A 23090-nucleotide genomic window follows, 5' to 3' on the forward strand; every position below is an offset into this window, starting at 1 on the left:
CGTTGCCCATCCCCGGTCTCCCCTCCGCTGCCAGGCTGCCCCCATGACCGATCTGAGCACCCTGGCCCCCGACTTCGTCGACGCCGCGCACTCCCTCGTCTACTGCAGCGTCGGCACCGTCGACCGCGCCGGGCGGCCGCGATCGCGCGTGATGCACCCGATCTGGGAGTGGGACGGCAGCCGGCTCACCGGCTGGCTCGCCACCACCCCCAGCCCCAAGCTGAGCGATTTCGCCGAGCGCCCCTACGTGAGCTGCACCTACCTGGACTCGTGGGCCGTCGCGGTCGTGGCGGACAGCCACGTCGAACCGATCACCGACGACGCCGGTCGCACCCGGGTGTGGGAGCTCTTCCGGGCCGCGCCGCCGCCCCTGGGCTTCGACCCCGGGGCGATCGGGGTCCCCGGCTGGGACGCACCCGCCGCACCGGGCTTCGTCGTGGCCCGGATGGACCCGTGGCGTGTGCAGGTCCGGCGGGCGCAGCCGGGGGTCGGGGTGGAGCTGCGGACGTGGAGGGCCGCGGGGGAGCCGCGATAGGCGGCGGGCGTGTTCCCGGGTGGGGTGCGCGGGACATTCGCCGCCGCCGCCACATTGGACCTGCCGTGAAGCCGCGGTCGTCTGGTTCACTCCGCACGTGACCGCGACCACGCAGAAGGACTCCTCGATCGTCCTGCGGTTCCTCGCCGCGCCGATGGACATCACCTACGGCGGCACCGTGCACGGCGGAAAGCTGCTGGAATGGATCGACAAGGCCGGCTACGCCTGCGCCGCCGGATGGAGCGCGCACTACTGCGTCACGGTCTACGTCGGCGACGTCCGGTTCACGCGTCCCGTCGCGATCGGCGAGCTGGTCGAGGTGGAGGCCCGGCTGGTGAACACCGGGCGGACGAGCATGCACATCCTTGTCACCGTGTCGTCGGCCGATCCGAAGACGGGGGAGTACACCGAGGCCACGCGCTGCGTCACCGTGTTCGTCGCCGTCGACGGTGACGGGCGGCCGGTCGCCGTCCCGACGTGGACACCGCCGACCCCGGAGGCGGCCGAGCTGCAGACGAGCGCACTGCGCAGCGCGCAGGTGCGGGCCGACATCGAGGCGTCGATGAAGGACCAGGTCTACACCTCCGCCGGCACCGGGCTGGAGCGCACGCTGCGGTTCCTGGCCGCCCCCTCGGACGTGAACTGGGGTGGCAAGGTGCACGGCGGCACCGTGATGCGGTGGATCGACGAGGCCGCGTACGTGTGTGCCGCCGGCTGGAACCGGGGCTCCGCCATCGCCGTCTACGCGGGCGGGGTGCGGTTCTACCGGCCGCTGCTGATCGGCTCCGTCGTCGAGGTGCGGGCGCGGTTGGTGCACACGGGGCGGACGAGCATGCACATCTCGGTGCACGTCCGCTCCGGCGACCCGAAGACGGACGAGCGGCAGCTCACCACGCACTGCATGATGATCTTCGTCGGGTTGGACGAGCAGCGCGCGGCGCCGGTGCCGCAGTGGGTTCCGGTGTCGGACGAGGACGTCGCGCTCGACGCCCACGCCCGGCACCTGATCGACCTCCGCAAGCAGACCGACCTGCTCGACCGCGAACTGCCCCGCGCCGCCCGCTGATTCGGTTGCCGTTCCGGCAACACCTTGTGCCAGAACGCGGGCCCGAGGAGGACAGTGGGCCTCATGAACGACCACGAATCACCGGTGGACGAGCGGTTCACCGCCGCGTACTGGGACGAGCGCTACGGGTCGACCGAGCGGGTGTGGAGCGGCGCGCCGAACCCGCAGCTCGTCGCCGAGGTGAGCGACCTGCGTCCCGGCACGGTGCTGGACGCGGGCTGCGGCGAGGGGGGCGACGCTCACTGGCTCGCCGTCCGAGGCTGGCATGTGACGGCCCTGGACGTCTCGGCGGTCGCCCTCGCTCGGGGTGCCGCACACGCGCCACCCGATGCCGCGGACCGCATCCGCTGGGAGCAGGCCGACTTCACGACGTGGGAACCGGGCGGAGCGGCGTTCGACCTCGTCAACGCCCAGTTCCTGCACTTCCCGAGCGCGCTGCGGGAGAGGGTGTACAGCCGGCTGGCCGACGCCGTCGCCCCCGGCGGCACCCTGCTGATCGTCGCCCACGACCCGTCGGAGCTGCACACGGGCATGGGCCACGACCATCCCGAGGACATGTTCGTCACCGCGACGCAGCTCGCCGGCGGGCTCGATCCGGCGCGCTGGGAGGTGCTCGTCGCCGAGTCGCGGCCGCGCCTCGCGCAGGCCCCGGACGGTCGGGAGGTCCCGGTCTCCGACGCGGTGCTGCGGGCCCGGCGGCGCTGATCGCCTCCGGTTCGGCCGGTCAGCGGCCCTGCCAGGTGGGCCGGCGCTTGTCGAGGAAGGCCTGCATGCCCTCCTGGGCGTCGCACGTGACGGCGTTCGTCGCCATGATCTCGCGCATCTCCTCGTAGGCCTGCGCCTGCGGGAGGTCGATCTGGCGGTAGAAGGCCTGCTTGCCGATCCGCAGCGTCAGCGGGCTCGCGCCGGCGATCTGGTGGGCCAGTGCGAACGCGCGGGCGTCGACCTCGTCGGGTGCGACGACCTCGTTCACCAGCCCCCAGTCGGCGGCTGTGGCGGCGTCGATGACCTCTCCGGTGAGCAGCAGCTGCAGGGCGCGCTTGCGGCCGATCGCCCGGCTCACCGCGACCATCGGCGTGGAGCAGAACAGCCCGATGCGGACGCCGGGAGTGCCGAAGACAGCCGTCGACGCGGCGACGGCCAGGTCGCAGGTGGCCACGAGCTGGCACCCGGCGGCCACGGCCGTGCCCTGGACCGCCGCGATCACGGGCTGGGGGACCTCCTGGACGGCGGCCATCATCTCGGTGCAGACCGCGAACACCTCGCGCTCGTCCTCGACGGTCCGGCCGACCATCTCGCGCAGGTCGTGGCCCGCCGAGAACGCCGGCCCCGCGGCGCGGACGACGATCGCCCGCACCTCAGAGGCGGCGACCTCACGCAGCAGCCCGGTGAAGGTCGTCATCGTGGCCACGGACAGCGGGTTGCGCTGGGCCGGCCGGTCGAGGGTGAGAACGCCGATCCCGTCGCGCACCTCGGCCGTCACGGGTGCGGTGCTGGTCGCCGGGCCGGTCGCCGTCGCGTCGATGGTCGTCACGGCTCGATGCTGCTCGACGGCGGCGGTGTGGTCAACGACGGGTCGCGGTCAGAGCGGCTTCGTCTCCACCCGCGGGTAGTCCGGGCGCCACATGGCCTCGTGCACCTGCTGGATGGGGTGCTCGACCGGCACCTGGGCCAGGCCTTCGGCCACGGCGGCTTCGGCGACGGCGATGGCGACGGCTGCGGACACCGGGCGCAGGTCGGAGACGGGCGGGAGCAGCGGTGCGCCCGGGCGGGTGGCGTCGGACAGCCGGGCGACGGCGTCGGCCGCAGCGGCGATCATGCGGTCGGTGATCCGTGACGCGCGGGCGACCGTGACGCCGAGCCCGAGGCCGGGGAAGACCAGGGCGTTGTTGGCCTGGGCGATCCGGTAGGTGACCCCGTCGAGCTCGACGGGTGCGAACGGGCTGCCGGTGGCGACGAGCGCGCGGCCTCCGGTCCACGCGAGGACGTCGGCGGGCATCGCCTCGGCCTTCGAGGTGGGGTTGGACAGCGGCATGATGATCGGGCGGTCGGTGTGGGCGGCCATGTCGCGGACCAGGGACTCGGTGAACGCCCCGGCCTGGGTGGAGGTCCCGATCAGCATGGTCGGGCGAACCTTGGCGACGACCTCGGCGATGCCGATTCCGCGGCCGTCGGCCGACCAGCCCGCCACCTCTGCGGCCGGGTGGGCGTAGGGCACCTGGAAGTCGCGCAGGCGCGGGTTGTCGTCGACGAGCAGCCCCCGGCTGCCCAGCGCCCAGAACCGGCGGGTGGCCTCCTCGTGCGACAGACCCTCGCGGATCATGACGTCGCGCATCATGTCGGCGATCCCCAGCCCGGCGGTGCCGGCGCCGTGGATGACCACGCGCTGGTCGCGCATGCGTCCACCGGCCGCCCGGACGGCGGAGAAGGCGGCGGCGAGCACGACGGCGGCGGTGCCCTGCATGTCGTCGTTGAACGTGCAGACCTGCGTCGCGTAGCGATCGAGGATCCGCCGCGCGTTGGAGGCGCCGAAGTCCTCCCAGTGCAGCATCGCGTTCGGGAACAGCTTCGTGCAGGCGGTGACGTAGGTGTCGATGAGCTGGTCGTAGCGCTCGTCGCGGATGCGGGCGTGCCGCTCGCCCAGGTACATCTCGTCGTTGAGCAACGCGAGGTTGTCGGTGCCCATGTCCAGGACCACCGGGATGACCCGCGACGGGTGGATCCCGGCGGCGGCGGTGTAGACCGCGAGCTTGCCCACGGAGATCTCGATGCCGCCGACGCCCTGGTCGCCGATGCCGAGGATGCCCTCGGAGTCCGTCGCCACCAGCAGGTCGACGTCCTCGGCGCCCAGGCCGGTGTTGCGCAGCGCGGTCTCCACGTCCTCAGGGTGGTCGACCGACAGGTACACCCCGCGCGGGCGGCGGAACTCGCTGGAGAACCGCTCGATCGCCAACCCGACCGTCGGGGTGTAGACGATCGGCAGCATCTCCTCGATGTGCTCGCTGAGGAGCCTGTAGAACAACACCTCGTTGCGGCTGCGCAGGTTCGCCAGATAGACCCACTTCGCCAGATCGCCCGCCTGGCGGGAGTACTGGGCGTAGGTCCGCCGCAGCTGCCCGTCGAGCGTCGACACCCCCGACGGCAGCAGCCCGGTCAGCCCCAGCTCCTGGCGTTCCCGGGCGGTGAACGCCGTCCCCCGGTTGATCATCGGCGAGGCCAGTACGGACGTCCCCCGCGCCGAGATGCGGGCGGTGTAGCCGCCGTCGGCGGACCGGTCCAGCTCGTAGGCTCCCTCGTACACGTGCACGCTCCTTCGCGTCGCGCCGGAACGGCAGCCGCACGGCCCACGGCCACCGGCCCCTACCCAACACCTCGCGCCGCGCCGCGTCACCCGCCAGGGTGAGACGGACACGGTCCTCATCGACGAAGGGCGGAGACCCGGTGCCCGGTTCCGACACGACCCGCGACCTCGACCGCAAGCTGGCGACCATCGCCGCCGGCCGCTACACCCCGGACGACTTCGTGATCGCCGACGCCAAGGACGCCGACATGGCGTTCGGCGCCGCAGCGGCCGGCCCGGTCCCGGGTGCGGACGGGCGGTACCGCAGCCGGACCGAGTACCTCGACGCGATGCGCGCCCTCGTCGACGCGCGCGCGCTCGACATCCTGCTGACGTCGGCGTCGAACGGGGAACGCCTCGCCGACGAGGGTGCGCTGGGCAACGGGGTCACGCTGGCCGTGCGCGCCAACGACACGACCGACGTCTGGAACCCCCGCGGCGGTACCTACGTCGCACAGCCCTCACGCCCGTTCCGCACCGCGGACCTGGCCGCGGTCCGCCCGTTCTGCGATCTCGTCCTCTACTCGGTGACGTTCAACAACGACCTGGACCGCGACATCGCGACCCTCGAGGCGTACCGGACGTTCCGGCGTGATGCCGCCGCCGCGGGGATGCGGTACTTCCTCGAGGTCTTCAACCCGAACGCCCCGGTGGGGCTCGCTCCGCGCGACGTCGGCGCGTTCGTCAACGACTGCATCGTGCGGACGCTGGCCGGCGTCACCCGCGGCGAGCGCCCGCTGTTCCTGAAGATGCCGTACAACGGGGCCGGTGCGGTGGCGGAGCTGGTCGAGCACGACCCGTCGCTGGTCGTCGGCATCCTCGGCGGGTCCGCGGGCACCACCCGCGACACGTTCGAGCTGCTGCAGCGCGCCCAGGCACACGGCGCCCGGGTCGCGCTGTTCGGGCGCAAGATCCAGCGGGCGGAGTCGCAGCTCGACCTGGTCGGCCTCATGCGCCCGGTGCTGCGCGGGGAGCTGACCCCGGAGCAGGCCGTGCGGGAGTACCACGATGCGCTGGCCAAGGCCGGTACCGCCGCCCAGCGCAGCCTGGAGGCGGATCTGGAGGTGACCGACCCGGTGCTGCGCGCCGAGTGAGACCCGTCTTCGCAGAGGCCACGCCGTCGTCGCAGGTGCCGCGTCGTCGTCGCAGGGGCGGCCGCCTCTGCGAGCGCACGCACGGCTCTGCGACGACGGTACGGGGCGGCGCCGGCGTGCGGGTGGTCAGACCGCGATGTCCTGTTTGGAGGCACTGGACTCCTCGGTGCCCTGCGGCGCCGCCGGGTTCATCCACATGATCTGCCACGGGTGGCCGTCGAGGTCGAAGAAGCTGCGCGTGTACATGAAGCCGAGGTCCTCGGGGCCGTCCGCCTCGGTGGCGCCCTCGGCCAGCGCGGCGTCGGCGACGGTGTCCACCTCGTCGTGGGTGGAGACGCCGAGGCTGTAGAGCGCCTGCGAGTGCGTGGTGGGGTCACCTGCAGGGCGGTGCGAGTACTGCGCGAACGTCTCGCGGGCGAGCAGCATGACGACGGCCTGCTCGCCGATCGGCATGCAGGCGGCGTTCTCGCCGCTGAATGTCGGGTCGTAGCTGAACCCGAGCTTCGCGAAGAACGCCTTGCTGCGCTCGAGGTCCGCCACGGGGAGCGCGACGAAGAGCATGCGGCCGGGGTGTGCGGGGGTGGTCATGGAGGGTCTCCAGTCGGTGGGTTCGCGGGGTACGGCGTGGTGGACCAGCCCGACCGGCGGAACTCATCGGTGACTTGGGGTGAGAATCAGGGCTTGCGCCCCCAGGCCGAGACCATGGGCGACGTGGCGAGGTCGGGGAGCCGGCCCGCGGCGATGTTGTCGAGGTGCTGGAAGCCGTGGCGGAGTCGGTTCGCCAACTGCTGGGCGGCGCCGTGATCGTCCGGGCAGATCAGCGGTTGGAGGCAGGGGTCGGCCTCCTCGATCAGGATCCAGCCACCGGGACGCAGCGCGTTGATCATGGACGTCAGCGCGGCGTCCCGGTGCGGGACATGCGTCAGGACCAGGCGGGCGTGCACGAGATCGAGATCGGTGGCCGGCGGGTCCTCGGCGCCGACGTCGTGCCGGAGGACGCGCACCTGGTCGATTGCCGCGCCGGCGGCGGTCATCCACGAGGTGTCGATGTCGGTGGCCACGACCAGGCCGGTGCCGCCGACCTGGTCGGCCAGCCACCGCGGGACGGACATGCCTCCGGCGCCGACCTCCCAGCACCGCCACCCGGAGCCGACGCCGATGTCCCGGAGATGGCGGAACGTCGAGGGATCGAACAGCGCGGCCAACGCCTCGAACCGCGCACCGGCCTGGGGCTGCCGGTTGTCCAGCAGGTAACCGTCGTCTCCGCCCACGAGCACAGTCTGGTCAGGGAATGAGGAGCGTCGTGCCGAACACCGTCCGCGCCTCGATCGCGGCATGTGCCGCCGCCGCGTCGTCCAGGGGGAAGGTCTGGCCGACGACCGGCGCGACCGTGCCGGCGACGGCCTCCGCGAGCGCCGTCGCGGTGTACCGCCGGCGCTGCTCGTCCGGCAGTTGCACGTCACCGATGCCGAACAACCGGACGTCGCGGCGCTGCGCCTCCTGCGGATCGATCTGCGCAAACCGGCCGCTGGGCGTGCCGTGCGCGGAGAACCGGCCACCGGGTGCGAGCAGTGCGAACGCCGCTTCGCCGACCGCCCCGCCGATGTTGTCGAGCACCACGTCCGCCGCGCCGCCCAGGGCGTCGCGCGCTCGCGCAGGCCAGTCCGGAGCAGCGGAGTCGACGACGGCGTCGGCCCCGAGCCGGCGCACCTGCTCCACTTTCGCGGCGCCGCGCGCCGTCGCCACCACCCGCTTCGCCCGGGCGCGTGCCAGCTGCACGCTGACGATGCCCAGCCCGCCGCTCGCGCCGACCACGAGGACCGTGTCGCCCGCGCCGATCCCGGTCAGGTCGAACAGCGCGAGCGCCGTGGGCCCGTCGTGCAGCACCGCGGCCGCCACCGTGAGCGGCAGCCCGTCCGGCACGTCGACCAGCGCCGCGGCGGGGACGACGGCCTGTTCGGCGTACCCGCCCTCGGCGCGTCCGTCGGTGCGGACGTGCGCGACCACCGCGCGACCCGACAACCCGGGCTCGACCTCGCTGCCGACCGCGACGACACGGCCCGCGACAGCACCTCCGGGGACGTAGGGCGGCCGCATCGGCCACACGTCCTGGCCGGCGCCGCTCCGGATCAGCGTCTCCACCCACAGGGTGTCCGCCGCGGCGACCGCGATCACGACGTCACGGGGTCCGGGCACCGGATCCGGTCGCCGCCCTGTCACCAGCACCTCGGGTGGACCGAACCTCGTCACCTCTGCCACTCGCATGGCCGCCGTCCTTCCGTCTCGACTCCCGGCACACTCAGCGTTCAACCTCGACCGCCGTCGAGGTCAAGGCCGGTAACGAGCCCGGTACGCGGCGCGACGAGATTCCCGCGCGAGCCCGTCGAACCACAGGGGGACCACGGTGGGGTACGTCGAGCGGAATGCGGGCGGGTGCACCGAGCTGCGCGTGCACGGCGTCGCGGGCACGGCGCCGGAGGCGGTGCTGCAGCACCCGCACGCCGAGCAGGTGGCGGGCAACAGGGACGCGGGGTTCTTCCGGCGGTGGTGGGAGGCCGAGTCGGTGTCGGCCGACTCTCCCCGGCGCCGTCGGGAGGTGTACTCGTGGGGCGGGCTGACCTCCGGCGACAACCTCCGGGCCCTGTGGCTGCTCCTGCTCCCGTTCATGCTGCTCAACGTCGCGTTCTACATGGCGCCCTACCGGCGGCCGACCCAGCTGGGCGGGCGGAGCCGCGCTGTCGTCGTCGGTGAGACGGTGCTCGACCGGGCCAGCGCGGCGGTGCAGCGGTTGCTGGCCCTGTCGTTCACCGCCACCTTTACGCTCACGGCGGTCGCCGTGGCGATGGACCTGGTCGGCTGGCAGTGCGCGGCGGCGCCTGCGGTGGGCGACGTCTGCGGTACGTCCTGGCTGAGCTGGCTGGACCGTCCGGGCGTGGCGCCGGGGCAGCAGGTGGCGATGACCGCGCTCGTCCCGCTGGCAGTGGTCGGGCTGCTCTGGTGGCTGGCCGGCGCCACCTGGGACAGGTACGAGCGGGTCAAGCCGCCGGCATCGGACACGGCGGCGCGTCCGGTGGTGGTGCGCACGCCGCTCGAGGACCGGGCGATGTGGAACGGCCGCGGTCCCGTGCGCCGGCTGCGGGCGGTGCACATCGCCACGGGCCTCGCGCTGCCGGGCGTCTTCGCCCTCGCACCCGTGCGGTCGGGTGGGGTGCCGTCGCGGCTCGTCCTCCTCGCGCTTCTGGCCTTCCTCCTGGCGGTGGTCGTCGCCGTCGCCCACCCCGGAATCGCGCGCCGGGAGCGGCCGACCGCCGCCTCTGCCGCGGACGAGAAGCCCACGGAGCGGCGGAGTCCTTTCCGCCTCCTGCCGTGGTGCGCCGCCGTACTCACCGCCCTCGCCCTCGTCGTGGTGGCGACGACGACGGCCACGGCACCCGTGACCGGCACCCTCCCGTGGCTGGTGGGCGCGCTGCAGGGGTTGTTCGCCGGGCAGGCCGTCCTGCTCCTGCTGCTGCTCGTGGCGTGCCTCCTGCTGATCTGGCGGTCGTCGCAGAGCGGACCGCATGGTGCCGGCGAGGACTTCCCGGCCCTCGAGGGCGGACACGCACCGGTCGAGATCCGGCGGGCGTGGCGCGGGCTGGCGATGCCCGCCGTCGCGCTGCTCGCCTGGGTGCTCGCGGGCGGGTTCTCCGCGGGCACGGTCCTGCGCACGGCGCAGACCCTCGGGACGCCCGTCGCCCCTGGCTACCGGGGGAGTGATCCGTACCCGCTCGTCGTCCCGCTGGCGTACCAGTGGTCGGCGGCCGCGGCCTTCGCGCTCGCCGTCGTCGCAGTGCTGTCCGCGCTGCTCGCCTGGCGGCGACTGCGCCGGTGGACGCACATGAAGCGGGCCGTCGACGACGCCTACGGCCTTCTCGCGGAGGGCAGCGACGAACGCACCCAGCAGATCGCCCTGACCTGGGCGCGGGCGTCGGAGCTGACGGGGGAGCTGCGGCGGGCGCTCGGGTTCCTGCTGGCGGTGACCGCGGTCGTCGTGGCGCTGACCGGTGTCGGTTTCCTGTTCGACAAGCAGATCCTGGTCGCCCAGACGTGGGTGGTCACCGCCGGCAACGCGGTGCTGAGCCTGTTCGTCCTCGGCCTGCTGTGGGTGGGCCGCCAGGCCTACCGTAACCCGACGCAGCGCCGGACCGTCGGCATCATCTGGGACCTCGGGACGTTCTGGCCGCGGGCGGTGCACCCCCTGGCGCCGCCGTGCTACGCCGAACGCGCGATCCCGGACCTCATCGGGCGCCTCCAGTACCTCACCGGCACCGAGGAGGAGGGCGCGGACCAGGACGCCGGCACGGTTCTCCTCTCATGCCACTCGCAGGGCTCGGTGCTGGGGGCGGTGGTCCTGATGCAGGTCGAGACGGCGACGAGCGCGCGGACGTCGTTCCTCACCTACGGTTGCCCGCTGGCCCGGCTCTACGGCCGGTTCTTCCCGGCCTACTTCAGCGCGCAGGCGCTCGCTCGCCTGGGCGAGTTCCTCCGCGACCCCCTGAGCGACGACGCCACCGGTCCCGACGGCGCCGCCGGCCCGGGCGAGCGCGCCGGATGGCGGTGGCGCAACCTGCACCGGCCCAGCGACCCGATCGGCGGTGCGGTGTTCGTCGAGCACGCCCTGCTGGCCGCCCGGGTCGGCACCGACACTGGCGACGTCGACCAACCGCTGCGCGACCCCGCCTTCGCGCGGCCGCCGGGCGACCCCTGCTACCCCCCGATCCGCGGCCACTCGAACTACTTCGCCGACCCCGCGTTCGCGCGGACCGCCGACGCCCTGCTGCGCTCCGGCACGACCTCCCCCGTCGTGCGGAGGAAGTCGCCGTCGCCGGACGGTGTCGGCCGGCTCGACAGACCGAGCGTCGAGCGTCGATGATCGGGCCCCCCGACGGAGAGAGGGCCCGATGCCGCCGACGCCCCTGATCATCCCGATCGACGGCCGCAGCCCCGCGGTGGACGAGCACGCGTGGGTCGCCCCCACCGCCGTCCTCGCCGGCGCGGTGACGCTGGCCGCGGAGGTGAGCGTCTGGTACGGCACGGTCGTGCGCGCCGACACCGAGACCATCTCGATCGGCCCGCGGACGAACCTGCAGGACGGCGTGGTCGTGCATGCCGACCCGGGCGTCCCCGTGACCGTGGGCGCCGGGGTCAGCGTCGGTCACCGGGCCGTGCTGCACGGCTGCACCATCGGCGACGACGTGCTCGTCGGCATGGGCGCCGTCGTCCTCAACGGTGCCCGCATCGGCGCCGGCACTCTGATCGCCGCCGGGGCGGTGCTCCTGGAGGGCGCCGAGATCCCGCCCGGATCGCTCGTGGCCGGCCTGCCGGGGAAGGTCCGCCGCGAGCTGACCGACGACGAGCGCGCGGCGATCCTGCGGAACGCGGACAACTACTGCGCGCTGGCCCGCACCCACGCCGGGCACTGAGGCGGGCCGGGCCGACAGACGGGGTGAGGTCAGCCGCCGGCGATCCGGTCGTCCCACGAGCGCCGGCGTTCGACGGCGACCAGGCGCCAGTGGGCCGCGCGCACCGCGTCCATGACGGTGACGGTCGCGGCGAGCAGGATGAGCAGGAGCAGTGCGGCGACGGCGGTGAGCATGAGGGTCACTTCCCGAGGAGGTGGAGGGGCCAGCGGTGTCGACCCTTCCGGTTCCGACGCCGGTGATCCGCGGAGCGCGACGGGTGGGGATGAGTAGTTCTGCACAGAGAAGTCCTGCACAGAGAAGTCCTGCACAGAGGCCCACGTGGGACCTGGTCGTCGTCGGGGGCGGCCACAACGGGCTGACCGCCGCCGCCTACCTCGCCCGCGCGGGCCGCCGCGTGCTCGTGCTCGAGCGGGCCGGGCACGTGGGCGGCGCGGCCGTCTCGGAAGCGCCGTTCCCGGGCGTCGCGGCCCGGCTGTCGCGCTACTCGTACCTGGTCAGCCTGCTGCCCCGGCAGATCGTCGACGACCTGGGCCTCGACGTCCGCCTGGCCCGCCGCAGTGTCTCCTCCTACACCCCGGACCCCGCCGACCCGGCGCGCGGCCTCCTGGTCGACGACCCCGACCCGGACGTCACCCGCCGGTCCTTCGCCCGGATCGGCGCGGCGGGCGACCACGCGGGCTGGACGGCGCTGTACGCCGGCACCGGGCGTCTGGCGCGGGCCGTGTTCCCGACCCTCACCGGGCCGCTGCCCACCCGCACCGAGCTGCGGGAGCAGGTGGGCGACGACGCCCTGTGGGCGGCGCTGGTCGAGCGCCCGCTCGGGGAGACGATCACCGCCAGGGTCCGCGACGACCTCGTGCGCGGGGTCGTCGCGACCGACGGGCTGATCGGCACCCTCGCCCGGCTCGACGACCCGTCGTCGGCCGCCAACCGGTGCTTCCTCTACCACGTGATCGGTAACGGGACCGGCCGCTGGGACGTGCCGATCGGCGGGATGGGCACGATCACGGACGCCCTGGCGCAGGCGGCACGGCGCTTCGGGGCACACATCGTCACCGGCGCCGAGGTGACGGCGATCGACCCCGACGGCCGGGTCGCCTACACGCACGACGGCGCGGAACGGTCCGCCCGCGCCTCCCGGGTGCTCGCCGGCGTCGCCCCGTGGATGCTGGAGCAGCTCTGCCCGGGCACCTGCCCCGGACCGAAGCCGGCCGGAGCGCAGGTCAAGGTCAACCTGTTGCTGCGCAGGCTCCCCGGACTGCTCGACCCCGCGGTGTCGCCCGCGGCCGCGTTCGGCGGGACCCTGCACGTCAACGAGGGCTACACCCGGCTCGACCAGGCCTACCTGGCGGCGCGCAACGGCGACGTGCCCGACCCGCTGCCGTGCGAGGCGTACTGCCACTCGCTCACCGACCCGACGATCCTCTCGCCGGAGCTGGCCGCGGCGGGCGCGCACACCCTGACCGTGTTCGGCCTCCAGGTTCCTGCCGCGGATCCGGCACAGCACCCCGACGTCTGGCGGGACCGGCTCGAGCGGGCCGTCCTGGCCTCCCTGCGGTCGGTGCTCGCCGAACCCGTCGAGGACCTGCTGCTCACCGACGCCACCGGACGGCCGTGCATCGAGACCCGCACGACGCTTGATCTCGAACGCACGCTGGGCATGCCGGGCGGCCACATCTTCCACGGCGATCTGGCCTGGCCGTTCCTCGACGACGGTGCGCCCCGCGACACCCCGGCCCGGCGGTGGGGTGTGGCGACCGGCCACCCGCGCGTCCTGCTCTGCGGGGCCGGCGCGGTGCGGGGTGGCGGGGTCAGCGGCATCGGCGGGCAGAACGCCGCCATGGCGGTGCTCGCGGACGGGTGATCGCGGAGACCATTACGAGAAAGCTGTTACTCCCGCGACCCCACCGGCGATAACTCACATGTCGGAGCGGTTTCTGCAATCGTGGGTACAGCGGGGGCTGTGCGGGGCGACGGGGGCGACATGGACGCGGTACCGGACCTGGGGGGTTCCGGCGCGCTTCTGGGGGGCCGGTACGAGGTCGGCGACCTGGTCGGGCTGGGCGGCACGGCGCGCGTCCACCGTGCCCGCGACCGGGCTGCCGACACCACCGTCGCGGTGAAGATCTTCCCGCCTGGGTCGGCGGCCGGTCCCGGCGGCGACGGCAGCCGCGAGTTGGCGCTGCTGAGCGGGATGCAGCATCCCGGCCTGGTGGGAGTGCACGACTCGGGGATCGACGACGACGGGCGTCCGTTCGTCGTCATGGACTTCGTCGACGGGCAGAGCCTCGCCACCCGGCTGCGCGCGGGTGTCCTGTCGGCTCCGGCCGCAGCCCGGCTGGGCGCGGCGCTCGCCGACGCCCTGGCCTACGTGCACGCGCGGGGGATCGTGCACCGCGACGTCAAGCCGGGCAACGTGCTGCTCGACGGCGAGGGGCGCCCGCAGCTCACCGACTTCGGGATCGCCCGGCTCATCGACGCCACGCGGGTGACGGCCACCGGGCTGGTCGTCGGCACCGCCGCCTTCATGGCACCCGAGCAGGTCCGCGGCGAGGTCGTCGGACCGCCGGCCGACGTCTACGCGCTCGGGCTCCTGCTGCTGGAGGCGGCCACCGGGCGCCGCGAGTTCGAGGGTGCCGCGCTGGAGTCGGCGATCGCCCGGCTGCACCGCAGCCCGGTGATCCCCGCGGACCTCCCGGAGCCGCTCGCGTCGACGATCCGGCGGATGACCGCGACCGACCCGTCCGAGCGCCCCACGGCGCCGGACGTCGCCACGGCCCTGCGGGCGCTTCCGGAGCCGCACCGGAACTTCGGCGCAGGCTTCGGCCGGGGGCCCGACGGCGCCCTGAGCCGGCGGCTCGTCTCCGCCGGGGCACTCGCAACGCTGGCCGCCTCGGTCGTGGCGGGCATGGTGCTGCTCGGCGGCGCCGACACGTCGGCAGGCGCAGCGGACGAACCCGTCGTCCAGGTCGCCGGCCCGGTACCGGCGCTGATCGCCGCCCCGCCGTCCCCGACGACCACGCCGGCCGTGGTCGAGGAGGCCGTCGCGGTCGCGCCGACGACGCAGCGGGCACCGGTGCCCGTCGCGATGTCGAAGCGGGCACGGCCGGTGCCGGCGACGCGGACGGTGACCCGCACGGTCGCCGAGAAGTCGGACGAGAAGTCGAAGGACCACTCGAGCGACTCGAAGGACAAGGACGGCAAGGGCAAGAGCGACAAGGGCGACAAGGGCGAGAGCAGCAAGGACGAGGGCGGCGACCAGAAGAAGGACAAGGACCACAAGAGCGACAAGGGCGACAAGGGCGACAAGGACAAGGGCGGCAAGAAGGGCAACAGCGGCAAGGGCGGCAGCAACAGCGGTAAGGGCAAGAGCGGCTGAGAGTGCTCCCCGCCCGGGTGGCCGGCGACGTGCGCCGCACCGTGCAGGCCGTCCGTGCCGTCGCGCCCGGCCGCGTCACCGTCGCGCTCCGTGCCACGCTGGCCGTGGCGCTGCCGCTGAGTGCGGGAGTCGCCGCCGGTCGCCCCGAGCTCGGCGCTGCGGCGTCGTTCGGGGCGCTTGCCGTGCTCTACGTGCCGCAGGCGCCCTACCGCTTCCGGGCCCGGGTCGTGCGCCGGGTGGGCCTGGGGTTGGCGGCGGCCGTGCTGCTCGGGTCACTGGCCGCCGGCCATGGTGTGGTCACCGTCCTCGTCGCCGGGCTGGTGGCCGGGACGGCGTCGTTCGTCTGCCAGGCCGCCGAGCTGCCGCCGCCACGCGAGCTGATGCTCGTGATGGCCGTGCTCGCGGCGACGGACATGCCGTCCGACCCGGCAGGAGCGGCCACGCGCGCCGGCCTGGCGGCCGCAGGTGCGCTCGTCGCCTGGCTCCTGACGATGGCACCGGCGTTGGCCGGCCGGTGGCGGGCTCCGGAACAGGCCGCCGTGATCGCGGCGATCGGCGCCGTGGCCGGGCTGCTGGACGCCGTGGGATCCGCCGGGGCCGGCGCCGCCCGGCACGCCGCCGTCACGGGCGTGCAGCGGGCCCGCGCGGCGGTGAGCCAGGCCGCGCTGCCGCCCGGGCACCCGCTCGCCGGGCTCGTGGTGATTGCGGAGGCGCTGCTGGAAGCGGCGTTGCACGTCGAGGTGGAGGCGACCGCACCGTTGGACCCTGGATGGGCGGCTGCGGTACGCGCGCTCACCCCGGCGGTGCACGGGCTTCCCGTCGGGAACGTGGTGCTGCCGGAGACCGTCGGGACGGCCGGTGCCGGGCTGCTGACCCGGGCGCTGACCGACGCGCGCACGGCGAGCGTCCCGCCGGCCGCCGCGCGCACGCTGCCGCCGTGGCCGACGCTGCACCGGCAGCTCGCCGCCGGGCTGCGCCGCCACTCCGTCGTGCTGCCCTCCGCGGCGCGGATCGGGATCGCCGTGGCCGTCGGCGTCGGGCTGGGACAGGCTCTGGGGCTGGGTCACGCGTACTGGGTGGGCCTCACCGCCGCCGCGGTGCTGCAGGGCAGCAACCTCGCGGTGACCCGCGGGCGGGTGCTGCACCGGCTGGCCGGCACCGTCGCCGGCGTCGTGCTGACGTTCGCGGTGCTCGGATGGAACCCGCCGCTGTGGGTGGTCGTGCTCGCCGTGGCGGCCGCGCAGTTCGCCGTCGAGCTGGTGATCCCCGTCCACTACGGGCTGGCGGTCACCGCGATCACCGTGCTGGCGCTGGGCCTGTTCCACCTCGGCTCGCCCACCGAGGACGTGAGCTCGGCGCTGGGCGCGCGGCTGATCGACACCGCGATCGGGGCGGCGCTGGCGCTGGTGCTGCGGCGGGTGCTGTGGCCGCGGGCGACGGTGGCGCGGCTGCCCCAGCGGCAGGCCAGGGTCGTCGCCGCGGTGCGGGCGGTGTTCGCCTCCGCGTGGTCACCCGAGCTGCGACCGCGGTTGCCGGAGCGGCGGCGGATGCTGCAGACCGAACTGGCGGCGCTGCGCGTGGTGCACGCCGACGCCCTGGCCGACGCCGGCGGGGCCGACGCCGCGTGGCCGGTGTCCTCAGCGGCGGAAGAGCTCGCGTTCCTCGCGTTGTCCCTCCCAGCGCACCGTCCGGAGCCGCCACCCGCAGCTGCCGACGCGTTCCTCGCCCACCTGGACGGGCTCGACGCGGCGCTCTCCGGGTCGACCCGGCCGCCGACCGGGATCCCGGCGCTGCCGGATCATCCGCGGACCGCGGCGGCAGCCACCGCGCTGACGGCGGCGGTGGAGGTGGCCCGCGGATGATCCGTGTGGAAGCAGCCGGTGTGCGAATCAGGCGGACAGTCGGGCCGTACCCGCGGGCGTCAGGCATGCCGGCACGCGCTGGCCGACGGTGGCGGTGGCGAGCGGGGCGATGAGACCGGCGCGGGCCAGGCGGTGCGCCGCGGACTGGTCGCAGCAGCAGCGGCCGTCGATGATCAGGTCGGGCTCGGCGCCGTAGACCAGCTCCGCGCCCCCACCGGCGACAGCGCGCAGGATCGCGCGGTCCCGCCAGGTCAAGGTTTCCCCGTCGATCACGTCCGATGTCGTGTCCGTGTTCATCGCCGTGCTCATCGCGCCCGTACCTCGTCACTTCGTGGTGCGGTCTGCGGACCCCGCCGCCGCAGACTCTGTACGGAGGATCGCACTGCGGCGGAATGCGTTACGCACGACACACCCGGTCGGCGGTTGCGCTACCCGGAAGATTGATCCAAGAGAGCGTCGAGGATGCGGGCGAGAGCGGCTCGGTCGTCGGCGTCGAGGCGGGCGAAGAACTCCTCCGCCTCGACGCCGCGGGCGGCACGGATGGCCGTCGTGACCTCCTCGCCGCGCGGGGTCAGGGCGATCAGAGTGGCGCGCCGGTCGGTGGGATCGGCGCGGCGGTCGACGAGCCCGCGCATCTCCAACGCGTCGGCCACCTCCGTCGCCGACCGAGCGGCGATGCGCAGGTGCTCGGAGAGCGTGCCGAGCCGGACCGGGCCGTGCCGCGAGAGCACGCCGAGCGCGCGGGCCTGGCCCGGCGTGACGTCCCAGGGCGCGAGCGCCTTCTGGCTCTGGATCCGCAGGCGGCGGGAGACGGCGCGGAAGGAGTCGGACAGGCTCTCCTGCCTCCCCCACTCCTCCTGCTCCTGCATGGGAACACGGTAGCAGGAAATGGTGTTGTTCCCTCATGATGAGGTAACCTCAGTAAATCGAACGAAGGGAGCGCTCCTTGGAGGGCGACGCCACCCGGCCGTCCCGGCGGCCCACCGTCACCGCAGCGGAGAAGGCGCAGGCCCGCGAGGTCTCGCTGCGGCGGATCACGCGCCTGTTCGCCCCGCACCACTGGTCCATCGTCACCGTCACCGCGCTGATCGCCATGTCGTCGGTCGTGTCGATGGCCTCGCCGTTCCTGTTGCGCGCCGTCATCGACGACGCCCTGCCGCACCAGGACCTGTCCCTGCTCGTCCGGCTGGTGATCGGCATGGTCGCCGTCGCCGTCGTGACCTCGGTGCTGGGCGTCGTCCAGACCCTGATCTCGACCAAGGCCGGCCAGCAGGTCATGCACCGGCTGCGCACCGACGTGTTCGCGCACCTGCAGCGCCAGTCGGTCGCCTTCTTCACCCGCACCCGCACCGGCGAGGTGCAGTCGCGGATCACCAACGACATCGGCGGCATGCAGTCCGTCGTCACCTCGACCGCCACGTCGGTCGCCTCGAACCTCACCACCGCGGTCGCCACGCTGGTCGCCATGCTCGCGCTGAGCTGGCAGCTCACGCTGGTGTCGCTGCTCGTGCTGCCGCCGTCGATCTGGCTCACGCGCCGGGTCGCGCGCATGCGCCGGGCGATCACCGCCGCTCAGCAACGCGAGCTGGCCGACCTCAACGTCACCGTCGACGAGTCACTCTCGATCGGCGGCGTGCTGCTGTCGCGCACCACCGGCACCGGTCCCGCTCTGGTCGACCGCTTCACCGCGTCGTCGTCCCGGCTGGTCGACCTCGAACTGCGTGCGCAGCTCGCCGGCCGCTGGCGGATGGCCGCCACGACCGTGGTGTTCGCCGCGATCCCTGCGGTGATCTACCTGGGGGCGGGCCTGCTCCCGGCGGGCATGACGATCGGTACCCTGGTCGCGTTCACGGCGCTGCAGGCCGGGCTGTTCCGGCCGATCACCGGGCTGCTCAACGTCGGGGTGTCACTGGTCAGCTCGCTTGCGTTGTTCGCGCGCATCTTCGAGTACCTCGACCTGCCGGTGGAGGTCGACGACCCGGAGCACCCGATCGACGTCGACCCGGCCCGGGTCCGCGGCCACGTGCGGATCGACGACGTCACGTTCGCCTATCCGGGCAGCGACACGGCCGCGGTCGCCGGGGTGACGCTGGACGTCCCCGCCGGCACGTCCCTCGCGCTGGTCGGGGAGACCGGGTCGGGCAAGAGCACCCTCGCCGCGCTGATCACCCGCCTGCACGACCCCGACGCCGGCCGGATCACGATCGACGGGATCGACCTGCGCGACCTGCGCCTGGCCGACCTCGCCCGCATCGTCGGCGTGGTGAGCCAGGAGACCTACTTGCTGCACACCAGCGCCCGGGAGAACCTGCGCCACGTCCGGCCCGACGCCACGGACGCCGAGATCGAGGCCGCGGCGCGTGCAGCGCAGATCCACGATCTGATCGGAACCCTGCCCGAGGGCTACGACACCCTCGTCGGCTCGCACGGCCACCGCTTCTCCGGAGGCGAGCGCCAGCGCATGGCGATCGCCCGCACGCTCCTGCGCGACCCGCGGGTGCTCGTGCTGGACGAGGCGACGAGCGCCCTCGACACCGCGACGGAGCGCGCGGTGCAGCAGGCCTTCGACGAGCTGGGCCGGGGCCGGACCACGATCACCATCGCCCACCGGCTCTCGACGGTGCGCGGCGCGGACCGGATCGCGGTGCTGGACCACGGCCGGATCGTCGAGTCGGGCACGCACGAGGCGCTGGTGGCCGAGCGCGGCCGCTACGCCACCCTGGCCGCGTGACGGCTCACTGTCCCGGCATCGCCCCGTCATAGTCGCTGTACTGGTACGGGTTCTCCACCAGGGCGGCCTCCGGGATGTCGGGGTGCATGCCCTTCTCCCACGCCTCGTCGCCGAGCGTCGAGCGCAGGTGCTCGACGGTCGCCTCGATCCGGCGGCGCGCGTCGGCGAGGTCGGCATCGACGAGGCGGTGCTCCGACTTCACCACACGCCCGTTGACCAGCACGGTGTGCACGTGGTCGCGCTGGGCCTGGTAGACGACGTGGCCGTAGGGGTTGAGCACCGGGAACGCGGCGGGGGAGTGCTCGTTCTTGAGCAGGACGAGATCGGCCTTCTTGCCGACCTCGACGCTGCCGAGGTCCGACTCGCGGCCCAGGGCCTTCGCGCCCCCGAGCGTCGCCCACTCGACGACCTGCTCGGCCCGCAGCGCGTGGTTGGTCACCGTGTTGCCCTTGCCGTGCGACTCCAGGTGGTCCCGTGACCGGTCGGCGCTCAGCGTGGCGCGCATGGCGGAGAACAGGTCGCCGCTCCACCACACGCTGGTGTCCATCGACAGCGACACAGGGATCCCGTACGCGCGCAGTCCCCACGTGGGCGGGTAGCCCTGGCCCGCGCTCTGCTCGCTCTCCGTCGCCGCCGAGACCGAGCCGCCGGTGGCGGCGATGCGCTGGTAGGAGTCGGCCGTGAGCGTGGTGGCGTGGACGAACGTGGTCGTCTCGTCGAAGAACCCGGCCTCGTGGGGCATGCGGATGCCCTCGTCGTTCGTCGCGCCCCAGACGCCGACGTGGGTGGTGACCGGGACGCCCAGCTCGCGCGCCGCCTCGAAAGCCGCCCGCTCGGGGAACGCCGGGTCGCCGGTCACGTCGAAGGCCATCTGGAAGGCGAGCATGTCGTCGGCCGCGTCGATCTGTCGGCGCGCGAACGCCTGGAAGTCCGGCGACGTCGACCACTCCCACGGGCCCTGCTGGATGTTGCCGTAGGCGAGCACGAACCGGCCGGGCACCGAGCGCAGCGCGTCCACCGCGGCGTCGGCGTGGCCGGTGGTCTGCAGGCCGTGCGACCAGTCGACGCACGTGGTGACGCCGGCGTCGACGGCTTCCAGCGCGGCCAGCAGGTTGCCGGCGTGCACGTCCTCGGGGCGGAAGTGCCGGCCCGACTCGAGGTAGTACCAGACGAAGTACTGGGTGAGCGTCCAGTCGGCGCCGTAGCCGCGCATGGCGGTCTGCCACATGTGCCGGTGCGTGTCGATCATGCCGGGCATGACGATCCCGCCCGACGCGTCGATCTCGCGGGTGCCCTCGGGCACCCGCAGCTTCGGGCCGATCTCCACGATGCGGTCGCCGGTGACGAGCACGTCGGTGTCCGCCAGCACCCGGTGGGTGGCGTCGACCGTCAGCACGGTCCCGCTTCGCAGTACGACGGAACCGAGCACGACCGAACCGGATCCCTGCGTCATCGCCGACCTCCCGGGCGCCCTGGGCGGACAGCTGTCCGCGTTGCGGTCAGCCGGTACTGTGGTGCCGCGCCGGACGCCGTGTCAAGAATCACGGGCGACCGGATCCGGGAGGGAGACGCCATGCCGCGCGAGGGCGCCGGACCCGACTTCATCGAGGCACTGGCACGGGGCCTCGAGGTGATCGCGGCGTTCCGGCCCGGCCGGCCGGCACTGACGCTCGCCGAGGTCGCGACGGCCACGAGCCTGGCCCGGCCGACGGCCCGGCGCATCCTGCTGACGCTGGCCGAGCTGGGCTACGTGCGTGCGGACGAGGGCACGTTCGCGTTGACGCCGCGGGTGCTCGAACTCGGCGTCGCGTACGTGCGGTCGCAGGGGCTGTGGGACGTCGCCCGCCCGCACATGGAACGCCTGGTGTCCCGCACGTCCGAGTCGTGCTCGATCGCCCAGCTCGACGGGTCGGACATCGTCTACGTGGCCCGCGTCGCGGTGCCGAAGATCGTCGGACTGTCGGTGCAGATCGGGACGCGGTTCCCGGCGCTGCTGACCTCGCTGGGCAAGGTGCTGCTCGCGTCGTTGCCGGTCGACGAATTGGAGCGCGTGCTCGCCGAGCCCTCCCGCTCCGGGCTCTCGCCGCGCCCGCAGCCGGACCGTGCCGAACGCGACGCGGCTCTGCGCGAGGTGCGGGCGCGGGGCTGGGCGCTGACCGACGAACAGCTCGCGCCCGGGATCCGCTCGGTCGCCGCGCCGCTGCGCGACGGGGCCGGGCGCGTGGTCGCCGCGCTGAACGTGAACGCGCACGCGGCCGAGACCCCGGTCGAGCGGCTGGTCGGCGAGCACCTGCCCGTGCTGCTGGCCGCGGCGAGCGAGATCAGCGCGGACTTCGCCCGCCTCGAGACCGTGCCGCACGTGACCGTCGCGTCGTGAGGGCGCCTGTGGCACGATCCCGGACACGTGTCCGTCTGCCGTCAGGAAGGGGGTCAGCGCCATGAGTGAGAGCTCGCCAGGCCCCCTGTCGGGACTGCTCGTCGCCGACTTCTCCCGCGTTCTCGCCGGGCCGTACGCCACGATGCTGCTCGCCGACATGGGGGCGGAGGTCGTCAAGGTCGAGTCGCCCGACGGCGACGAGACGCGCACCTGGACCCCGCCCGCCCGCGGCTCCGCCGAACACGCTGTCTCCACCTACTACCTGGGTATCAACCGCGGCAAGCGCTCGGTGGCCCTGGACCTGCGCGACGCGCGCGATCTCGAGCTGGCCCAGGAGCTGGCCCGCCGGGCGGACGTGCTGATCCAGAACTTCCGGCCGGGCGGCCTGGCCCGGTTCGGGCTGGACCACGCCACCGTCAGCGCGGCCAACCCCGGGATCGTCTACGCCTCGATCAGCGGGTTCGGCACCGGACCGGGGGCGCGGGTGCCGGGCTACGACCTCATGGTGCAGGCGGTGTCCGGCCTGATGAGCCTCACCGGCGACCCGGACGGGCCGCCCTACCGCGCCGGGATCTCGGTCTTCGACGTGATGGCCGGCAACCATGCCGTGATCGGCATCCTCGCGGCGCTGCGGCACCGCGATGCGACCGGGCGGGGCCAGCACGTCGAGGTCAACCTGCTGTCGTCGGCGCTCTCCGGGCTGGTCAACCACAGTTCGGCCTACGTCGCGGGCGGCGTCGTGCCCTACCGCATGGGCAACGCCCACCCGAGCGTCTTCCCGTACGAGCCGCTGCCCACCGCGGACCGCGACCTCATCATCGCGGCGGCGAACGACCGGCTGTTCCGCAAGCTCTGCGACGTCCTCGGCATCCCGGACGTCGCCGACGACCCGCGGTTCGCCCGCAACCGCGACCGGACCGTGAACCGGGCCGAGCTCACGCCGATCCTCGTGGAGCGCCTGGCGACCCGGGGCGCCGACGAGTGGTTCGACCTGCTGGTCGACGCGGGCGTGCCGTGCGGACCGATCAACACGATCGACGGCGGGTTCGCGATGGCCGAGCAGTTCGCACTGGAACCCGTGGTGACCGTGGGGGAGGGCGAACGGGCGCTGCCGATGGCGCGGCACCCGATCACGTTCTCGGAGACTCCCGCGAGCTACCCGCTGCCGCCGCCGGAGCTGGACGAGCACGGGGCCGAGCTGCGCGCGTGGCTCGCCGAGAGGCCGTCATGACGGGAACGCGGCC

General features: G+C 73.7%; 21 protein-coding genes. 12 read left to right on the plus strand and 9 right to left on the minus strand.

Annotation, left to right across the window (positions count from 1 at the left end):
* Positions 1-43 precede the first annotated feature (43 nt).
* The 3 genes from RM445_RS06830 (at position 44) to RM445_RS06840 (ending at position 2306) form a co-directional block, all read left to right on the plus strand.
* Positions 44-535 carry a pyridoxamine 5'-phosphate oxidase gene (locus RM445_RS06830; protein WP_311555221.1) on the plus strand — a complete coding sequence of 164 codons (492 nt, stop codon included), beginning with the start codon at positions 44-46 and terminating at the stop codon, positions 533-535.
* 97 nt (positions 536-632) lie between these two features.
* A complete protein-coding gene (locus RM445_RS06835; protein ID WP_311555222.1) occupies positions 633-1601 on the plus strand; it encodes an acyl-CoA thioesterase in 969 nt (322 codons plus the stop codon).
* Between the two features lie 63 nt (positions 1602-1664).
* A complete protein-coding gene (locus tag RM445_RS06840) occupies positions 1665-2306 on the plus strand; it encodes a class I SAM-dependent methyltransferase (protein WP_311555224.1) in 642 nt (213 codons plus the stop codon).
* 19 nt (positions 2307-2325) lie between these two features.
* Here the strand turns inward: RM445_RS06840 and RM445_RS06845 are convergent, their stop codons facing one another.
* Positions 2326-3135 carry an enoyl-CoA hydratase gene (locus tag RM445_RS06845; RefSeq protein WP_311555225.1) on the minus strand — a complete coding sequence of 270 codons (810 nt, stop codon included), beginning with the start codon at positions 3133-3135 and terminating at the stop codon, positions 2326-2328.
* Between the two features lie 48 nt (positions 3136-3183).
* Entirely contained in the window at positions 3184-4902 is a 1719-nt protein-coding gene (locus RM445_RS06850) for an NAD-dependent malic enzyme (RefSeq protein ID WP_311555226.1), read from the minus strand.
* A 140-nt stretch (positions 4903-5042) separates the two neighbouring features.
* Here RM445_RS06850 and RM445_RS06855 point away from each other — a divergent pair, with 140 nt between their 5' ends.
* A complete protein-coding gene (locus tag RM445_RS06855) occupies positions 5043-6035 on the plus strand; it encodes a hypothetical protein (protein WP_311555228.1) in 993 nt (330 codons plus the stop codon).
* 126 nt (positions 6036-6161) lie between these two features.
* On the opposite strand, the gene RM445_RS06860 is transcribed toward RM445_RS06855, so the two are convergent.
* From RM445_RS06860 to RM445_RS06870, 3 genes are all read right to left on the minus strand, one after another.
* A complete protein-coding gene (locus RM445_RS06860) occupies positions 6162-6623 on the minus strand; it encodes a VOC family protein (protein WP_311555229.1) in 462 nt (153 codons plus the stop codon).
* Between the two features lie 86 nt (positions 6624-6709).
* Complete coding sequence (locus RM445_RS06865; protein WP_311555230.1) at positions 6710-7306, minus strand: class I SAM-dependent methyltransferase; 597 nt, start codon at positions 7304-7306, stop codon at positions 6710-6712.
* Positions 7307-7319: 13 nt separating this feature from the next.
* The gene (locus RM445_RS06870; RefSeq protein ID WP_311555231.1) at positions 7320-8300 is read right to left on the minus strand and encodes a zinc-binding dehydrogenase; all 981 of its coding nucleotides are present in this window, start codon (positions 8298-8300) and stop codon (positions 7320-7322) included.
* Between the two features lie 139 nt (positions 8301-8439).
* On the opposite strand from RM445_RS06870, the gene RM445_RS06875 reads away from it, so the two are divergent.
* Both RM445_RS06875 and RM445_RS06880 read left to right on the plus strand, forming a co-directional pair.
* On the plus strand, positions 8440-10947 hold the full coding sequence (locus RM445_RS06875) for a hypothetical protein (protein ID WP_311555232.1): 2508 nt from the start codon (positions 8440-8442) through the stop codon (positions 10945-10947).
* A gap of 28 nt (positions 10948-10975) precedes the next feature.
* Positions 10976-11497: a gamma carbonic anhydrase family protein gene (locus tag RM445_RS06880; protein WP_311555233.1), complete on the plus strand. Its 522-nt coding sequence runs from the start codon at positions 10976-10978 to the stop codon at positions 11495-11497.
* Between the two features lie 29 nt (positions 11498-11526).
* Here the strand turns inward: RM445_RS06880 and RM445_RS06885 are convergent, their stop codons facing one another.
* Positions 11527-11679 (minus strand): hypothetical protein, encoded by a 153-nt coding sequence (locus tag RM445_RS06885; protein ID WP_311555234.1) that lies wholly within the window; start codon positions 11677-11679, stop codon positions 11527-11529.
* An 80-nt stretch (positions 11680-11759) separates the two neighbouring features.
* On the opposite strand from RM445_RS06885, the gene RM445_RS06890 reads away from it, so the two are divergent.
* From RM445_RS06890 to RM445_RS06900, 3 genes are all read left to right on the plus strand, one after another.
* Positions 11760-13361, plus strand: a complete 1602-nt coding sequence (locus RM445_RS06890) for a phytoene desaturase family protein (RefSeq protein WP_311555236.1) — start codon at positions 11760-11762, stop codon at positions 13359-13361.
* A gap of 99 nt (positions 13362-13460) precedes the next feature.
* Complete coding sequence (locus tag RM445_RS06895; RefSeq protein WP_311555238.1) at positions 13461-14876, plus strand: protein kinase domain-containing protein; 1416 nt, start codon at positions 13461-13463, stop codon at positions 14874-14876.
* A 2-nt stretch (positions 14877-14878) separates the two neighbouring features.
* A complete protein-coding gene (locus RM445_RS06900; protein WP_311555239.1) occupies positions 14879-16738 on the plus strand; it encodes an FUSC family protein in 1860 nt (619 codons plus the stop codon).
* A gap of 27 nt (positions 16739-16765) precedes the next feature.
* Here RM445_RS06900 and RM445_RS06905 read toward each other — a convergent pair whose 3' ends face one another.
* Both RM445_RS06905 and RM445_RS06910 read right to left on the minus strand, forming a co-directional pair.
* The gene (locus RM445_RS06905; RefSeq protein ID WP_311555240.1) at positions 16766-17035 is read right to left on the minus strand and encodes a hypothetical protein; all 270 of its coding nucleotides are present in this window, start codon (positions 17033-17035) and stop codon (positions 16766-16768) included.
* Between the two features lie 131 nt (positions 17036-17166).
* On the minus strand, positions 17167-17607 hold the full coding sequence (locus RM445_RS06910) for a MarR family winged helix-turn-helix transcriptional regulator (protein ID WP_311555241.1): 441 nt from the start codon (positions 17605-17607) through the stop codon (positions 17167-17169).
* A gap of 77 nt (positions 17608-17684) precedes the next feature.
* On the opposite strand from RM445_RS06910, the gene RM445_RS06915 reads away from it, so the two are divergent.
* A complete protein-coding gene (locus tag RM445_RS06915) occupies positions 17685-19469 on the plus strand; it encodes an ABC transporter ATP-binding protein (protein ID WP_311555243.1) in 1785 nt (594 codons plus the stop codon).
* A 4-nt stretch (positions 19470-19473) separates the two neighbouring features.
* On the opposite strand, the gene RM445_RS06920 is transcribed toward RM445_RS06915, so the two are convergent.
* Positions 19474-20898: an amidohydrolase family protein gene (locus RM445_RS06920; RefSeq protein WP_397469252.1), complete on the minus strand. Its 1425-nt coding sequence runs from the start codon at positions 20896-20898 to the stop codon at positions 19474-19476.
* Between the two features lie 144 nt (positions 20899-21042).
* On the opposite strand from RM445_RS06920, the gene RM445_RS06925 reads away from it, so the two are divergent.
* Entirely contained in the window at positions 21043-21846 is an 804-nt protein-coding gene (locus RM445_RS06925; RefSeq protein WP_311555245.1) for an IclR family transcriptional regulator domain-containing protein, read from the plus strand.
* A gap of 61 nt (positions 21847-21907) precedes the next feature.
* Positions 21908-23077, plus strand: coding sequence for a CaiB/BaiF CoA transferase family protein (locus RM445_RS06930; RefSeq protein ID WP_311555246.1), 1170 nt, complete (start codon positions 21908-21910; stop codon positions 23075-23077).
* Positions 23078-23090: the final 13 nt, after the last annotated feature.

It is taken from the genome of Pseudonocardia charpentierae, from assembly GCF_031845345.1.
GTDB lineage: Bacteria > Actinomycetota > Actinomycetes > Mycobacteriales > Pseudonocardiaceae > Pseudonocardia > Pseudonocardia charpentierae.